Consider the following 15407-nt stretch of genomic DNA (forward strand, 5'->3'; position numbering starts at 1 on the left):
GGGCGATGGGGAAGATCTGGGTGCCGCGGGCCACGTACTCCTTGATGGGGTCGTTCTGGACCTGGAGCGTGAACCGCCCCGGATCGATGCCGCGCTTGCGGCAGAGCGCGATGATCCAGGCCAGGAAGATCGGCCCGATGGCGTTGGCGGTGGTGAAGACGTGCCCCGCCTGCTCGACGTCGATCCCGTCGAAGAGCCGCTCGACATCCGCCAGCGAGGAGAGGGCCACGCCCACGCGCCCGACCTCTCCCTGGGCCATCGGGTGGTCGGAATCGAGCCCGATCTGCGTCGGCAGGTCGAGCGCCATGGAGACGCCGCCCGTGGCGCCCTGCTCGAGGAGGAACCGGTATCGCCGGTTGGCCTCCTCGGCCGAGCCGAAGCCGGCGTAGAACTCCCAGTGCCAGAAGGCGTTGCGATAGCCGGCGGCATCGCGCCCGCGCGTGTAGGGGTACTCCCCGGGCAGCCCCAGGTCGGCGAGGTAGCCCCAGCCGGCCTCCGCCATCTCGGCGGGCGTGTACACGGGGCGCAGGTCGAAGCCGCTCGGCGTCGTGAAGCGGGGCTTCCGCCCGGCGCCCAGCGTCTCTCGGTTGTAGCGCTCCCACTGCTCGATCCGCTCCCGGATCTCCCTCAGCGTCTCCTCGTTCGACATGCGCATCTCCTCTCCGGGCGCCTCGGCCTAACCCGGCGCGGGCCGGAACTGGAAGACTGCTGTCCCGCCGGGCCGGGCCGGCGCCACGGTCAGCTCGACGGCCATCCCCGGCGCCGCTGTCCCCTCCTCCGGCAGGACGCCCGTGATCGGGCAGAAGACGATCGGTCCCTCCGCGAGCTCCACGAGCGCGACGATGTACGGCGGCTCGAAGCCGATGGGGGCGTGGTGGACCACCGCGCTCGATCGGATGCGGCCGCGGCGCCCGACGGCCACCTCGTCGACCGGCTCGGCCCCGCAGCCGCCGCACACCGGGCGCGCCGGGAACGAGATGAAGCCGCAGGCGCGACACCGGCTGCCAACCAGATGCGGCGGCTCCCCGGGGGGCTGGCGATACACGCCGGCGCCGGGTGCGGCCGTCATCGGGCGAGCACCGTGGCCACACCCGCCGCCGAGTCCCCCTCGAGCCACCCGCCGCTGTTCTGGGCCAGGGCCACCCGGGCCCTGGCGATCTGCCGCCCCTGGGCCTCGCCGCGGAGCTGCCACACGGCCTCGGCGATCTGCGCGAGTCCTGTGGCGCCGACGGGATGGCCGCGGGAGGTCAGCCCGCCGCTGGGGTTGAAGGGGATCCGCCCCGTGTGGCAGGTGTCGCCAGCCTCGAGGAGGCGAGCCGCCTCGCCCGCCTTGCAGAAGCCGAGATCCTCATAGTACAGGAGCTCGCCCGGCGAGGTGGCGTCGTGGCACTCGACCATGTCGATGTCCTCGGGCCCGAGCCCCGCCTGCTCGTAGGCGGCCTGGACGGTGCGCGACGCCGTGGAGAGCTGGCCCTCGCGGCCCGCGCCGAGCGCGCCCGAGCGGAGCTGGCAGGCCAGCACCCGGATGGCGTCGGCCCGCGCCCGCCGGCGCGCGACCTCGGCGCTGCAGAGCAGCGCCGCCGCGGCCCCGTCGCTGATCGACGAGCACATGAGGAGCCGGATCGGCCCCGCGATCGGGCGCGAGGCGAGGACTTCCTCGGCCGTGACGTCCTTCCGGTGCTGCGCGTACGGGTTCAGCCGCCCGTGCCGGTGGCTCTTCACGGTGACCTCGGCGAGGTGACGCAGGGCGAGGCTCCCGCTCGCCAGCCGCGCCTGGATCCGCATGGCGTAGATCGCGGTGAACTGCAGCCCCATGTCGTGCGTCAGCTCCACGTCCGCCGAGGCGGCCAGCGCGCGCAGCGTCTGGCCCGTGTCGCCCACGAACATCTTCTCGGCGCCGACGGCCAGCGCGACGTCGCAGGCCCCGGCACTCACCGCGAGGACAGCCTGGTGGAAGGCCGTGGCGCCGCTGGCGCAGGCGTTCTCGACATTCACCACGGGCACGCCGGCGATCCCGGCCTCGCGCAGCGCGATCTGGCCGCGGATCGACTCCTGCCCGGTCAGGAGCCCCCCGAGGGCGTTGGCGAAGAACGCGGCCTGCACCTCCCGCGGGCCGACGCCGGCGTCGCGGAGGGCCGCCCGGGCGGCGGTCCCGGCCAGCGCCCGCAGCGGCGTGTCGGGAAACCGCCCGAAGGGATGCATGCCCACGCCCAGGACGACGACCTCACGCATGCGGAAGTCCTCAGCGCTCCAGCCAGGCGCGCGTGAGCCCGCCGCCGGCGAAGTTCAGGTATCCGCCCACGTTGGTCTCGAACCCCTTCAGCGCGTTCGTCCAACCGAGGCTGGTCTCCGGGATGTTCGTCCAGATCAGGGGTGCCTCGTCGATGACCGTCTGGAGCACCTGCGCGTAGATCTTCTTTCGCTCGCCGGGGTCCCGGGTCGTGGCCGCCAGCTCCAGCGACCGGTCGAGCGCCGGCGTCTTGAAGCCGGAGCGGTTGTTGCTCGCCTCCTCCGCGGAGTGGAACATCCGGCGGTAGAAGTCGTCCGGATCATACCGCGCGCTGTACCAGAGATAAAACAGGTTGAAGTCGCGCTTGTTCACGCGGGCCACCCACGTGGCGAGGTCGGTGACGTCCAGCTTCAGCGTGATGCCGATCTTCTTGAGCTGGGACTGCAGGACCTGCCCGCCCGCGACGAACTCCGCCCAGCCGGTCGACACGAGGATGGGCACCTCGAGCCCGCCGGCGAGGCCGGCCTCCGCCATCAGCTTGCGGGCCCGGGCAAGGTCGTGCTCGCGCTCCCGGACCTCGAGGTGCCAGGGCGAGTCCTTGGGGAAGGGCTGGTTCGTCGCCTGGGCATGGCCCCAGAGGTGCCCGTCGATCAGCGCCTTCTTGTCCACCGCGTGGGCGATGGCCTGCCGCACCCGCGGGTCGTCGAAGGGGGGCTTCCGCGTGTTGAAGACGATGTACGAGGGGAAGGAGCCGGGGCCCGTGTAGATTGTGATGTTCCTCGCGCCGCCACGGAGTCCGTCCACGTCCTTGAAGGGCACGTCCTGGATGACGTCGAGGTCGCCGGCGCGCAGACCCGCGAGACGCGTGTTGCCGTCGGCGATCGGACGGACGACCACCTCGTCGATGTGCGGCAGTCCCTTCTCACGGTAGCCCTTGAACCGCCGGAGGCGGACGTACTCGTTGGTCTTCCACTCGACCAGTTCCCAGGGGCCGGTCCCCACCGCCCGGCTCACGCCGCCTTCCGCCGGCAGCGTGCTGGCGGGGAGGATCGGCACGCGGACGGTGGCGACCTTCGTGAGGAACGGCGCGAAGGGTTGCTTGAGCACGATTCTCACGCGCTGGGGATCGACGGCGGTGATGCCCTGGACCAGGGCGAAGTCGCTCCGCTGGGCGGACGCGGTCCTGGGGTTCATGATCCGCTCCAGCGACGCCTTGACGTCCTCGGCGGTCAGGCGCTGGCCGTTGTGGAACTGCACCCCCGGCCGCAGGTTGAAGAGGTACTCGAGGCCGCTGCCGGAGACCTGCCACGACTCGGCCAGCGCGGGCTTCAGCTCGAAGTTCTTCCCGACGTCGGTGAGGCCGTCGAGGCAGAGCGTGAACAGGTTGAAGTTCGTGATCGAGCGGTACTTGTGCGGGTCGGGATCGTCGAGGGCCGTCGACAGGGCGACGCGCAGGGTCCCCCCCGCCTTCGGCGCCTGCTGGGCCGCCGCCGTTCCTCGCAGACCCGCGACCATCACCGCCGCCCCAGCCCCCCTCAGCACCTCTCGCCGACTGACCATGATCTCTCCTCCTTGTCCCGTCAGGCGCACGCCAGCCGCGCCCGCCTCCGGCACGCTTCACGCGACACGGACCCTCGGATCGAGTGCCGAGTACAGCACATCGACTGCGGTGTTGATCACGACGAAGAGCACGCCGACCACGAGCGTGACCCCCTGCACCACCGGGTAGTCCCGGGCGAAGATGGAGTGGACGACCAGCCAGCCGATCCCCGGCCAGCTGAAGACCTGCTCGACGACCACCGCGCCGCCCAGCAGGGTCCCGAACTGCAGCCCCACCACGGTGACAGTCGGGATGAGCGCGTTCTTGAGCGCGTGCTTCCAGACGACGCCGCGCTCGCTGAGGCCCTTGGCCCGGGCCGTCCGCACGTAGTCCTGCCCGATGGCCTCGAGGACCGACGAGCGCACCATGCGGGTGACGACGCCGGCCATCGCGAGCCCGAGCGTGAGGGCGGGCAGGACGAGGTACTGCAGGGCCTCTCCGGGATGCGTGATGAGGCTCGCGTACCCCTGGGAGGGGAGCCACCCGAGCCCGAGCGCGAAGCCGAGGACGAGGAGGATGCCGAGCCAGAAGTTCGGCACGGACACGCCCAGGAGAGCGATGACCATCGCGGCGTAGTCGGCGGCCGTATTGCGCCGGACGGCCGCCACGATGCCGAGCGGCAGCGCCACCGCCAGCGCCACCAGCGCGCTGGCGGTGGCCAGCAGCAGCGTCTTCGGCAGCTTGTCCGCGATGAGCGCCAGGACGCTCTCGCGGTTCCGCACCGAGCGGCCGAGGTCGCCGCGCCCCACCCGCCCGACCCACCGGAGGTACTGGTGCGGCAGGCTCAGGTCGAGGCCCAGCTCGTGGCGCAGCGCCTGGCGGGCCTCGGCGTCCACCTGATCGGAGCCCATCATGACGTCCACCGGGTCGCCGGGGATGAGGCGCAGCACTCCGAAGACGATGACGGACATGAGGAAGAGCACCGGGATCAGCACGAGGACGCGGCGCGCCAGGAACTCGATCATCGCCCGCCCCTGGCGGGCGCCAGCGCCATGGCGCCGCCCGCGCTGCGGCCCAGCTCGGAGCGCAGCCGCGGGTCGAGAGCATCGCGCAGCCCGTCGCCCATCAGGTTGAAGCCGAGGACGGCCAGGCAGATGGCGAGGCCGGGAAAGATCGCCACCAGCGGCGCCCGCTCGAGGAAGCCCCGCGCCTCGAAGAGCATGGTGCCCCAGCTCGGCGTCGGGGGCGGCATCCCGACCCCGATGAAGCTCAGGCTCGACTCGATGATGATGGCCTGCGCGAAGCTCGCGCTGGCCTGCACCAGGAGCGGCGCCCAGCAGTTGGGCAGGATCTCGCGGGTGAGGACGGCGAAGCCCGACTGGCCGAGCGCCTTCGCCGCGACCACGTACTCCTTCTCGCGCTCGGCGAGGGCGGCCGCCCGGGCGATGCGCGCGAAGATCGGCGCGTAGCGGACGCCGATGGCGATCATCACGTTGGTGATGTCCGGACCGAGCGCGGCGACGATGGCCAGCGCGAGCAGGATGGCGGGAAACGCCAGGATGGCGTCCATGATCCGCATCGCGACGTGGTCGAACATCCCCCCGAGGAAGGCGGCGGCCGCCCCGAGGGGGAGACCGAGGGCGAACCCGATGGCCACCGCCACCAGGCCGACCTGCACCGAGATGCGGGCGCCGTGGAGAATCCGGGCGAGCAGGTCGCGGCCGAACTGGTCCGTCCCGAGGGCGTGCTTGCCGCTCGGCGTCTGCAGCCGGGCGCCGAGGTCCATCGCCAGCGGGTCCTGGGTGCTCAGGACGGGCCCCACCGTGGCCGCCGACACCACCAGCAGCACGACGACCGCCCCGCCCAGGGCCAGGCGGTTGTGGGCGAACAGCCGCAGGGTCACGGGGCCTCGGGCAACTCGATCGTCATGTCGAGCAGCAGACAGCTGAGCGCCTTGCCGTGGATGTCGAGCATGAGTGTGCGGGTCACGCCGCCGCCGAGGGCGTCCTTCAGCAGGACGTTGAAGGCGCCGAGCGCAGGGGCGTCGTAGCGCACGACCTCGCCCCGCACGAGCGCGCTGCAGTGCGCCTTGATGCGCTCCGGCGTCAGGACGCGCGCCAGCAGCGGGTAGTGCTCGCGCTTCCAGGGGATGATCGAGACCATCGCGTCGCGCCCCTTGTCCCCCGAGCGGGCGTGAGCGATCTCGCGCAGGCGCACCGTGGCCATCGCCTGTCAGCTCTCCGTCCACGTCAATCGGGTCTCGACGCGCTCGCGCGGCACCAGCGACGAGTAGACGGCGACGACGGGCCGGACCACCTTGCGCGCACCACCCCCGCCCACGGGGCCCCACACGTACAGGCTCTCCACCTCGTCGCCCACCATGGCAGCGGCCGCCTCCGTCCGGGCGCGGCCGGCGACGCGCAGGCGCACCTCGTACGGGGCGGGCGCCCAGGCGGGGGTGGCCGGACCGTGGACGGCGTCGAGTCCGATGAGATCCACCCGGAGCTCCTCGAGCTCGGCCTTGCGCATCTCGAGCCGCTGCCGGACGACCTCGCCCGCCAGCCGGGCGCGGTCGACGGCCCCGCTGCCCGCGTAGGAGATCTCTCCCTCGCCGATGAAGCCCTCGTGCACGCCCACGCTCACCTTGAGCTCGGGCGGCCACGGCCGGGCCGTCACCCCGCTCACGCGGACCCGATCGCGCCCCGCCGCCTCGACGCGGGCCGCGCTGAAGTCGGCGACGCCGTCGGGCGTGATGTACGCCGCGGGATCATGCACCTCGTGGAGGATCTGCTCGAGCACGATGTCGGGGGTGACGAGGCCGCCCGTGCCCTCGAGCTTCGTGATCACGGCGGTGCCGTCCGGCGCCACCTCGGCCAGCGGGAACCCGGCCGCCGCGAGACCGGGGACCACCTTGTGCGGGGGATCGGCGTAGAAGCCGCCGGTGACGAGCGCGCCGCACTCGAGCAGGTGCCCCACGCCGATCCCGGCGCCGATCCGCGGCCAATCGTCGGCGGCCCACCCGTGCCCGTGGCGCAGGCAGGCGAGGTAGAGCGCCGGATCCGACACGCGCCCGCCGAGGACCACCTGGGCCCCGAGCCCGAGCGCCTGCACCAGCCCGTCGGCACCGATGTGGGCGTTCGCGGAGACGATCCGACCGGGGAGGGCACGGACCGGCAGGCCCGTCTCGGCCACCACCAGGTCCAGCGCGTCGAGCCGCGCCAGGAGATCGTCGCCCTCGAGGGCGGCGATGCGCACGCCCGTGAGGCCCTGCTCGCGCAGCACCGACGCGGCCCGGTCGGCGGCGCCCGCCGGATCGGCGGCGCCCATGTTGGAGACGATGCGCGCCCCGCGTGCCAGCGCGAGGGGCACGATCTGGCGGAAGCGTTCCTCCAGCCACGGGTCGAAGCCAGGCCCCTGGCGCAGGCGTCTGACCTGGGCGAGCGCCAGCGTCCGCTCGGCGAGGCACTCGAAGACCAGGTAGTCGAGGTCGCCACGCGCGGCCATGTCGACACCGGGATCGATCCGATCCTCGGAGTAGGCGGCGCCGGTGCCGATCCGAACGGGGCGAGTCGTCACGATCGCACGCAACACTGGATCAGGGCCTTGACGGTCACGGCGCCGTCGATCGCGAGCGCCTCGTCGACCAGGCGGCGGACCTGGGCGGCGGGGAGGGGGATCTCGGGGGTCAGGGCGGTCACGAGGGCCACCGCCTCGGCCCGGTCGAAGTGGAGCCCGGCGCCGGGCTCGGAGGCGGCCTCGAGCCGGCGGCCGTCGGTGGTCGTGACGACCACGCGCGCCGAGAGCGGCGTCCGGTCCGGCTCGCCGTGGAGCATCACGCGGCGGGCGAGGCCCTGCCGGGTCGGATCGCTCGTGTCGAGGAGATCACGCCACACGATCGTGCCCGCCTGGAGCGCGGTCGCCACGCAGTACTGCAGGCTCATCAGGGCCGCGCCGGGACCGCCGAAGGGGCCCGGGTTGTCCACGGCGGGGTAGCGCCGCTCGAAGTCGTTGATGGTGACCTCGACCCGCGCGATCGCCTCGGGCGCCAGCGGCTGGCGGGCGCGGATCTCGAGCGCGGTGCGCACGGGCACCTGGCTGATGCCGCTCACGGGGAGCCGCTTGAAGGTGTTCTCGAGGATCCGCCAGCGCCGGCCGAGGCCCAGTAGGGCGGCGTCGCCGCTGACCTCCCGGCCAGCGAATGCGCGATAGAACCCGCGCGGCCCCTCGAGCGCTGCGCTCGCTCCTGGCATCCCCTCGGCGGCCAGCTGGGCGGCCAGGAACCCGGTGCGCGAGGCGAGCCCCACCTGGATGTCCCACTCCGGCGTGCCCTCGAGCCAGGCCTGCGTGAGCCCGCCGGCCAGCGAGGCGCTGATCGCGATCGCATGCCCCAGGCGGTCGGCAGGCAGCCCGAGGATGCGCCCGACGGCCGCCGCCGCCCCGAACGGCCCGAAGATCCCGGTCGAGCGAAAGCCCCGCGGCGTGGTGTGCTCCGAGAACCCCTCGCCCACCGCCGCCATCACCTCGTAGCCCGCCACGACGCCCGCCACGAGATCCTCGCCGGAGGCCCCCGTCAGCTCGCTCGCCGCCAGGGCGGCCGGGATGATGACGGCGCCGAGGTGCGCGTTGGCGCCGGAATAGAAGTCGTCCTGCGTCCGGATGTGCATGAGGCAGGCGTTGGCGAAGCTCGCATCGGGCGCGGGCACGCGCCGGCCGTCGACGAGCAGGGTGGCGCCATCCGGGACCTCGGGCATCCGCCGCGCGAGGTCCATGGGCGGCAACGGCGGCCCCCACCCGGCCAGCGCGACCGCGAGGTCGTGCAGGACGACGAGTCGCGCGCGCTCGAGGACCGCCGGCGGGAGGTCGCGGGCCCGCACGGACGCGGCGAAGGCACCCAGCGCGGCGCTCAGCGAGGGGCGGGAGGCGCTCACCACGCTGCCTCGTAGACGGCCTCGATCTCGGCCGGGCTCTCGACCCGCCGCGGGTTGTAGTAGACGTCGCGATCGAGGAAGGCGTGCTCGGCCAGCGCCCGGAGGTCCTCGCGCGGCACCCCGAGATCCCGCAGCCGCCGCGGCGCGCTCACGCGGTCGGCGAGGTCGCGCACCGCGGCGATCGCCGCCGCCGGGGCGCCCTCACGCCCGAAGGCGCGCGCCACCCGGGTGAGCGGGTCGCCCGCCGCGGGGCGGTTGAACTCCATGGCGTGCGGGAGCATCACCGCGTTGGCGAAGCCGTGGGGGATCCCGTAGCGGGCGCCGAGCACGTGGCACATGGCGTGGTGCACGCACACCTTGGCGTTCGTCAGCGCGAGCCCCGCCATGGCCGAGGCGATCAGCAGCCGGCCCCGCGCCTCGAGGTCTCCGGGAGCGGCCACCGCGCGCGGGAGCCACTCCGCGACCAGCGCGATCGCGCCCAGCGCGAGGGCGTCGGCGATCGGCTGCGCGTAGCGCGAGTAGAGCGCCTCGACGCCGTGGGCGAGGCAATTCAGGGCGGAACCGGCCAGCAAGTCCGGCGGGAAGCCGAGCGCGAGCCGCGGGGCGAGCACGGCGACGCGCGGCGCGAGCTGGGGCGCCGAGAAGACGTACTTGCTGTGGCGCTCGTGGCCCCGGATGCCGCCGCCCGCATTGACCTCCGCCCCCGAGAAGGTCGTGGGGAGGGCGACGTGCGGGAGCATCGGTCGCGTGAAGGTCTTGTAGACGATGGTGTCGGGGGGCGTGAAGCGGATGCGATGCTCCTCGAGCGTCCCGCCCTCGGCGTGCAGCAGCACGATCGCCTTCGCGGTGTCGATCGCGCTCCCACCCCCGAGCGAGACGACGGCGTCGGGTGCCGCCGCCCGCAGCCGGGCCACCCCCGCGTCGACCACCTCGACGGAGGAATGAGGCACCACCTCGTCGAAGACGTCGACGAGCCGTGAGCCGAGGGCCGCGCGGGTCAGCTCGAACGCCTCCGACTTGCGCACGGTGGTCCCGCAGACGAGGAAGAGCCGCCGGGCCCCGAGGGCGTCGAGCTCGGCCCCGAGCGGCTCGAGCCCCGCGGGCGCGAAGACGACCTTGCTCGGCGTGAAGTGCTGGAAGGCGCGCGTCATGGGCCGGCTCCGGGGACGACCCGGGCGCCCAGGAGCTTCCGCAGCTCCTGGCGCAGCACCTTGCCGTAGGGGTTCTTCGGGAGCTCGGGAAGGAACGTGATCGCCTTGGGCCGCCGGAACCCCAGCGCGGGCTTGCAGAACTCCAGCAGCTCGGCCTCGGTGGCCGTCGCGCCCGGGCGCAGCGCCACGCAGGCGTGGACGGCCTCGCCCCAGGTGCCGTCCGGCACGCCGATCACGGCCGCCTCGGAGACGGCCGCGTGGTGGTGGAGCACTTCCTCCACCTCGCGCGGGGCGATGTTGAAGCCGCCGCTGATGATCATCTCGTCGCGGCGGCCGAGCAGGTAGATGTAGCCGCGCTCGTCGACGGTCGCCATGTCGCGGGTGTGGACGGCTCCGTCGCGCAGCACCTCGAGCGTGAGCTCGGGCCGGCGCCAGTACCCGGCCATCACGTGCTCGCTTCGGACCACGACCTCCCCCGGCTCGCCGGGCGCCACGGCCTCGCCGTTCGCGGCGAGCACCTGCACATCGACGGAGAGGAACGGGCGGCCGGCGGAGGCCAGGCGGCGCACCTCGTCGGCCGTCCCCTGCGGCCGATGGTCCTGCGGGGGCAGCACGGTGATCGTCACCGGCGCCTCTGCCTGACCGTAGATCTGCACGAAGACCGGGCCGAAGCGGTCCATCGCCTCCCGGAGCTTCTCCACCGGCATGGGCGAGGCGCCGTACATGATGGCGCGCACCGCGCCGAGCTCGCGCGCGCCGGCCCGCGTCCCCTCGAGGAGCTTGATCAGCATCGTGGGGATGAGCTTGACGAAGGTGATGCGCTCGCGGGCGCAGGTCCCGACCACCTCCTCCGGATCGAAGCGGTCGAGGATCACCGAGCAGGCCCCGCGCATGAACGCCGGCAGCATGAAGAAGCCGCTGCCGTGGCTCAGCGGCTGCAGGAGGAGGACGCGGTCCTGGCGGTCGATCGTGAAGCCGTCGAGGAGGAGGTTCGTGGCGACCCGGGCGATGACCCGATGGGTGTGCATGACGCCCTTCGGCTTGCCCGTGGTCCCCGAGGTGTAGAAGAGCGAGTGGAGGTCCCCCGGGGCGTTGGCGACGGTGGGAGCCGCGGCCTGCTGGGCGGCGAGCCAGCGCTCGTACCCGTCTCCCCCGCCCACAGGGATCCAGTGGCGGATCGCGGGGAACTCCCCGCGGAGGACCTCGGCGGCGTCGGCAAAGTCCGCACTGTGGACGACGGCACGGACGTCGGCGTCCTCCAGCGTGACGCGTTGGTCACCGGCCGCGAGCCGCGCGTTCAGCGCCACCCTGACGAAGCCCCCCTTGGCCAGGCCGAAGTCGACCTCCATGTACTCCGCGCAGTTCTTGAGCAGGAGCGCCACGCGGTCCCCCCGGCGCAGGCCGAGCGCCGCCAGGCCGTTGGCGACGCGATTCGCGCGTGCGTCCACTTCCCCGAGCGTCCGTCGTACCGGCCCGCACACCACCGCCTCGCGCTCCGGATACAGCCGGGCCGCGCGCGCTACGAGCCGGCCGACGTCCATCGCTCCGGCTCCGCGGCCTTGCCGTTCCGAGTGGGTCTGGTGGACCAGAAGGACAGGGGCACGCGCGGCACCTCCCGCTTGAGGATCTCCACGCAGCGCGCCTGCTCGCGTCCGACGAGGCGGGTGTCGGGGGACAGGACGCTGACGGCGGCGACGACGTGCTCCTCGGCATCCAGCACCGGCACCGAGATCGCGGAGGCCCCGATGACGCGCTCGCCGGACGAGAACGCGTATCCGAGACGGCGCACGTGCGCCAGCTCCGCCTCCAGCCGGTCGAGGCTCGTGATGCTCCGCTCGGTGATCCTGACCAGCCCGAGCTGGCGCAGCAACCCCTTCCGCTCGTCGTGGGGGAGGAACGCCAGCAACACCTTGCCGGCGGACCCGATGTGCAGGGGGACGCGCTGCCCGACACCGGCCCGGTAGGCGATGGGCTGCGGGCTCTCGAGCTCGTCGACGCACACGCGGTCGGTCCCCACCCGCACGTGCACCGTCACCGTCTCGCCGGTGGCCGCGCGGATGCGCTCGAGGGCGCCACGCAGGAACCCGACCAGGCGACGATGGCCCCCCAGCTGGCGGGCGGCGAGCCGGAGGACGGCCGGCCCGAGGAGATAGCGGTCACGCTCGTCGCGCTCCACGAGCCCCGCGTCCATGAGCGAGGCGAGGAGCCGGGTGACCGTCGCCTTGTGCAGGTCGAGGCGCTCGGCGAGGTCCACCAGGCGCAGATCCTCGGCGCCGAGGGCCGTCAGGATGCTGACGGCGCGCGCCACCGCCCGCACCGGCGGCATCGCGGTCCTGGTCTGTCGTCGCTTCGGGGTCAGTTTCATCCAGTGAAACCATGTTTCAAGGTCCCGCCTACGCTATGCGCGGCCGCCGGGCTTGTCAAGGCCCCCCGCGCTCCCAGGGTCCGCAGACGGGGCCCCCGACTTCGGGCTTGACGGCCTCGCGGCCGCCGGTGTATCAGGGGCCATGCCCCGCGGCCTTCCCGCGCGCTCCGAATTCCCGAGAGGAGAAGAGCCATGCGCCAGCCCTCGACGCTCGCGCGGGTAGCGCTCGCCGCCGCGCTGATCGCCGCCGTCCTCCTGCCGGCGCCGGCCCCGGCGCGCGCGCAGGAGAAGACCTTCTCGCTCAAGTTCTCCTCCTGGGTCCCGCCGGCGCACGGCATGCACCCGACCATCAAGGAGTGGGGCGAGTCGATCTCCCGGGCCACCAACGGCACGGTCAAGGTCACGCTCTACCCGGCGCAGCAGCTCGGCAAGGCCGACGACCACTACGACATGGCCCGCGACGGCATCGCGGAGCTGACCTACATCGCGCTGGGCTATCAGGCCGGCCGGCTGCCCATGGGCGAGGGGATCAACCTGCCCTTCCTCATGACCAACGCCGACGGCGGCTCCCGGGCGGTGGACGAGTGGTACCGCAAGTACCACGTCAAGGAGATGACCGACGTGAAGATGTGCCTGGCCTTCGTCCACGACCCGGGCGCGCTGCACGCGAAGAAGAAGATCACCCGGCCCGAGGACATCAAGGGCATGAAGATCCGCTCGGCCCACGGCACCATGGCCGACTTCGTCACCTCGCTGGGCGGCACCAACGTGCGGGTGTCGGCGCCGGAGGCCCGCCAGGCCCTGGAGTCGGGCGTCGCCGACGCCATCACCTTCCCCTGGAAGTCGATCCTCCTCTTCGGCATCGACAAGGTCGTCTCCTACCACATGGACCTGCCCTTCTACGTGGCGAGCTTCGCCTGGCTCATGAACAAGGCGACGTACGAGCAGATGTCGCCGGCGCAGAAGCGGGCCATCGACGCGCATTGCTCCACCGAGTGGGCGAGCAAGGTGGGCAAGGCCTGGGGCGACTACGAGGCAGCGGGACGCGCGGAGATGCGCGCGCTGGCCGGCCACACGGTCTACACGCTGACCCCCGCCGAGGTGGCCGCCTGGCGCCGAGCCGCGGAGCCCGTGAACAAGAAGTGGGCCGCGGCGGCCGCCAAGACGGGGTTCAACCCCGACCAGGCGCTGTCGGAGCTGCGCGCCCTGCTCAAGAAGTACAACGCCGACTTCCGCTGACGCGCGCCCGGCGCGCGCCGCAGCGGACGACGACATCAGGGCCGGGCCGGCTCATGGAACGGGTGGTGCTCTGGGTGGAGCGCGTCGCGGGGGCCTCCCTCGCCGCGGTCGCGCTCCTCGTCTTCGTGTCCGTCATGCTGCGGGACCTCTTCTCGCTGGATCTGCCGGACAGCTTCGACTTCTCCCGCTACCTCCAGGGCATCGCCATCTTCTGGGGGCTCGCGGTGGCGACCTACCGCAACGCCCACATCACCGTCGACGTGGTCTGGGAGCTCTCGGGCAACGCCTGGCGCCGGGCCATCGACCTCGTCGCGGCCGTCGTGAACCTGCTCTTCATGGGCCTGTTCGCCTACATGCTGGTGGAGCGCTTCACGGTCGTCCAGCGCGCGCATCAGCTCACCAGTGACCTCAAGCTGCCCATCTGGCCCTTCTACGCCATCCTCAGCGCCGGGATCGTGGCCACGGCGGCGGTGGGGCTCATCCGCGTCGCCGAGCTCGTCCGCGGCACCGCCGCGGACCAGCGCACAGGCTGACCCGGCGTGGACAGCGATCTCGTCGCCGTGGGCGGGTTCGTGGCGCTCTTCGTCCTGATGGCGCTGCGGGTGCCCGTGGGCATCGCCATGGGCATCGTGGGCGTGGTGGGGTTCGCGCTGGTGAACAACGTCACCTCCGCACTCGGGCTGCTCGCGCGGTCGCCCATCTCCACCGTCACCGACTTCAACTTCAGCATCATCCCCATGTTCATCCTCATGGGGTCCTTCGCCTCGGCCGCCGGGATGAGTGCCGACCTCTTCCGCGCCTCTCGGGCCTGGCTCGGTCACCTGCGGGGCGGGCTGGCCATGTCGACCATCGCGGCCTGCGGGGGCTTCGCCGCCATCAACGGCTCGTCGGTCGCGACGGCCGCCACCATGACCCACGTGGCGCTGCCCGAGCTGCGCCGGGCCGGCTACAGTCCGGGGCTCTCCACCGGCGTCATCGCCGCGGGGGGCACGCTCGGCATCATGATCCCGCCGTCAGTGATCTTCGTGCTCTACGGCATCATGACCCAGGCCGACATCGGCAAGCTCTTCATCGCGGGCATCGTGCCCGGCGTGCTGGGCATGCTCATGTACATGCTCACGCTCCGGATCCTGGGCTGGCGCGATCCCGCGCACCTGCCCCGGGATGAGCGGCACTCTCTCCCCGAGCGCCTCCGCGCCGTCAAGGACGTCTGGGAGTCACTGCTCCTGTTCCTGTTCGTGATCGGGGGAATGTACGGGGGCTGGTTCACCGTCACCGAGGCCGCGAGCATGGGCGCGGTGGGAGCGCTCGTGATCGGCGTGCTCCAGCGACGCCTGACGTCCGCGCTCGTCATGCGCTGCCTGGTGGAGGCCCTGCGCACCACCGCGGCGATCTTCATGATCGTGATCGGCGCCTTCCTGTTCGGCTACTTCCTCACGATCACGCAGACCACGCAGAAGATGATCGAGTTCCTGGTGGGGCTGCCGGTGGGGCCGTACGGGGTGCTCGCGATCATCCTCGTCGTGTACTTCATCCTGGGCGCCATCATGGACGAGCTGGCGATGATCCTGCTCACGGTCCCCATCGTCTTCCCGGCGATGATGCAGCTCGGCTTCGATCCGATCTGGTTCGGCGTCATCATCGTGATGGCGGTGACCCTCGGGCTCATCTGCCCGCCCGTCGGGATGAACGTCTTCGTCATCAACTCGATCGCGCGCGACGTGAGCCTCGGCACCATCTACCGGGGTGTCTCGCCCTTCATCCTCTGCGACCTCGTGCGCCTGACCATCCTCTGCGCCTTCCCGGCGCTCGCGCTTTTCCTGCCCCGCTCGATGGGCTGACGCCGGCCGAGGCGGGGGGCCTCCCCGCGGAACCGTGGCTTCTGCGCGCCGCCGGAGCCGAGACCCTGTGTCTCGTGGCACCTTCTGCACCGCGGCTGCGCGTTGCGACTCAG

At 72.4% G+C, this 15407-nt stretch carries 15 protein-coding genes; 3 read left to right on the top strand and 12 right to left on the bottom strand.

The genetic code is table 11. The features are described from left to right. The 12 genes from HYV93_04515 to HYV93_04570 form a co-directional block, all read right to left on the bottom strand. Window positions 1-649: methylmalonyl-CoA mutase (locus tag HYV93_04515; GenBank protein ID MBI2525225.1), on the bottom strand; the 649-nt coding region annotated here is incomplete at its 3' end. A 27-nt stretch (window positions 650-676) separates the two neighbouring features. Next, window positions 677-1069: an OB-fold domain-containing protein gene (locus tag HYV93_04520; GenBank protein ID MBI2525226.1), complete on the bottom strand. Its 393-nt coding sequence runs from the start codon at window positions 1067-1069 to the stop codon at window positions 677-679. After that, window positions 1066-2232: a thiolase family protein gene (locus tag HYV93_04525; protein MBI2525227.1), complete on the bottom strand. Its 1167-nt coding sequence runs from the start codon at window positions 2230-2232 to the stop codon at window positions 1066-1068. Before HYV93_04525 ends, HYV93_04520 begins: the two co-directional genes overlap by 4 nt. Before the next feature lie 10 nt (window positions 2233-2242). Beyond that, window positions 2243-3790, bottom strand: coding sequence for a hypothetical protein (locus HYV93_04530; protein ID MBI2525228.1), 1548 nt, complete (start codon window positions 3788-3790; stop codon window positions 2243-2245). Window positions 3791-3847: 57 nt separating this feature from the next. Next, window positions 3848-4795, bottom strand: coding sequence for an ABC transporter permease (locus tag HYV93_04535; GenBank protein ID MBI2525229.1), 948 nt, complete (start codon window positions 4793-4795; stop codon window positions 3848-3850). Next, window positions 4792-5673, bottom strand: a complete 882-nt coding sequence (locus HYV93_04540) for an ABC transporter permease (protein MBI2525230.1) — start codon at window positions 5671-5673, stop codon at window positions 4792-4794. The genes HYV93_04535 and HYV93_04540 overlap by 4 nt, the downstream gene beginning before the upstream one ends. Further along, window positions 5670-5987, bottom strand: coding sequence for a hypothetical protein (locus HYV93_04545; protein ID MBI2525231.1), 318 nt, complete (start codon window positions 5985-5987; stop codon window positions 5670-5672). The genes HYV93_04540 and HYV93_04545 overlap by 4 nt, the downstream gene beginning before the upstream one ends. A 15-nt stretch (window positions 5988-6002) precedes the next feature. After that, window positions 6003-7346 (bottom strand): DUF1446 domain-containing protein, encoded by a 1344-nt coding sequence (locus HYV93_04550; protein ID MBI2525232.1) that lies wholly within the window; start codon window positions 7344-7346, stop codon window positions 6003-6005. Then, complete coding sequence (locus tag HYV93_04555; protein ID MBI2525233.1) at window positions 7343-8698, bottom strand: MmgE/PrpD family protein; 1356 nt, start codon at window positions 8696-8698, stop codon at window positions 7343-7345. The genes HYV93_04550 and HYV93_04555 overlap by 4 nt, the downstream gene beginning before the upstream one ends. Next, window positions 8695-9849 (bottom strand): iron-containing alcohol dehydrogenase, encoded by a 1155-nt coding sequence (locus HYV93_04560; GenBank protein ID MBI2525234.1) that lies wholly within the window; start codon window positions 9847-9849, stop codon window positions 8695-8697. Before HYV93_04560 ends, HYV93_04555 begins: the two co-directional genes overlap by 4 nt. Beyond that, the gene (locus HYV93_04565) at window positions 9846-11390 is read right to left on the bottom strand and encodes an AMP-binding protein (protein ID MBI2525235.1); all 1545 of its coding nucleotides are present in this window, start codon (window positions 11388-11390) and stop codon (window positions 9846-9848) included. The genes HYV93_04560 and HYV93_04565 overlap by 4 nt, the downstream gene beginning before the upstream one ends. Beyond that, entirely contained in the window at window positions 11369-12175 is an 807-nt protein-coding gene (locus HYV93_04570) for an IclR family transcriptional regulator (protein MBI2525236.1), read from the bottom strand. The genes HYV93_04565 and HYV93_04570 overlap by 22 nt, the downstream gene beginning before the upstream one ends. Before the next feature lie 231 nt (window positions 12176-12406). Here HYV93_04570 and HYV93_04575 point away from each other — a divergent pair, with 231 nt between their 5' ends. From HYV93_04575 to HYV93_04585, 3 genes are read left to right on the top strand one after another with little or no spacing between them, the layout of a single operon-like run. After that, entirely contained in the window at window positions 12407-13453 is a 1047-nt protein-coding gene (locus HYV93_04575) for a TRAP transporter substrate-binding protein (protein ID MBI2525237.1), read from the top strand. Between the two features lie 53 nt (window positions 13454-13506). Further along, window positions 13507-13986: a TRAP transporter small permease gene (locus HYV93_04580; protein ID MBI2525238.1), complete on the top strand. Its 480-nt coding sequence runs from the start codon at window positions 13507-13509 to the stop codon at window positions 13984-13986. 6 nt (window positions 13987-13992) lie between these two features. After that, complete coding sequence (locus HYV93_04585; GenBank protein MBI2525239.1) at window positions 13993-15294, top strand: TRAP transporter large permease; 1302 nt, start codon at window positions 13993-13995, stop codon at window positions 15292-15294. The last annotated feature ends 113 nt before the right edge of the window (window positions 15295-15407 follow it).

The organism is Candidatus Rokuibacteriota bacterium (assembly GCA_016188005.1).
GTDB lineage: Bacteria > Methylomirabilota > Methylomirabilia > Rokubacteriales > CSP1-6 > UBA12499.